Source organism: Pseudostreptobacillus hongkongensis, assembly GCF_001559795.1.
Lineage (GTDB): Bacteria > Fusobacteriota > Fusobacteriia > Fusobacteriales > Leptotrichiaceae > Pseudostreptobacillus > Pseudostreptobacillus hongkongensis.
Genome location: NZ_LOHY01000144.1, coordinates 1 through 485, shown reverse-complemented (window position 1 = coordinate 485; position 485 = coordinate 1). Strand labels below are relative to the sequence as shown.

Below are 485 nucleotides of genomic sequence, written 5' to 3'. Positions count from 1 at the left end.
TTGTTGGTGCATTTGTTCCGTTTCCACCTTTAATGCTTATTCCATCTTTGCCGTCTTTTCCTTTAACTACTATTGAAGCTCCATTTGTTCCATCTGTTCCATTAATAGCTACTGCATCTTTACCATCTTTACCTGATATAGATATACCATTTTCACCTAATGTAATCTTAGACTTACCATTTGATACTGTTTCAATATTATTTAAGTTCTTTTCGCTTTAATGTATCTTGTTCACATTTAATAATATCGTATAATTCTTTAGCTTTTAAATGATTCTCTCTAGCTATTTCAAGTCTAATCTGCCCCATAACATTTTTACCATAATCTGCTTGCATATGATATCTATCATATACTATATCAACATGAGGAAGATATTGTTCTACTAATTGATTATATGCAACATTCATATCTACAGCTACGGCTTTAACATCACTTAGATATTGAATATTTTTCTTAGTGAAAAAGGCTCTAAAAGATTCTTTAGA

2 protein-coding genes are annotated in these 485 nt (G+C 30.1%); one reads left to right on the top strand and one right to left on the bottom strand.

The window, feature by feature from the left end; genetic code table 11:
- Nucleotides 1–221, top strand: a 221-nt coding sequence (locus AYC59_RS06960; RefSeq protein ID WP_169792234.1) for a hypothetical protein, incomplete at its 5' end; no start/stop codon positions are given.
- Here AYC59_RS06960 and AYC59_RS06955 read toward each other — a convergent pair.
- On the bottom strand, nucleotides 198–485 hold a 288-nt coding region (locus AYC59_RS06955; protein ID WP_211260039.1), incomplete at its 5' end, for a transposase. The genes AYC59_RS06960 and AYC59_RS06955 overlap by 24 nt on opposite strands.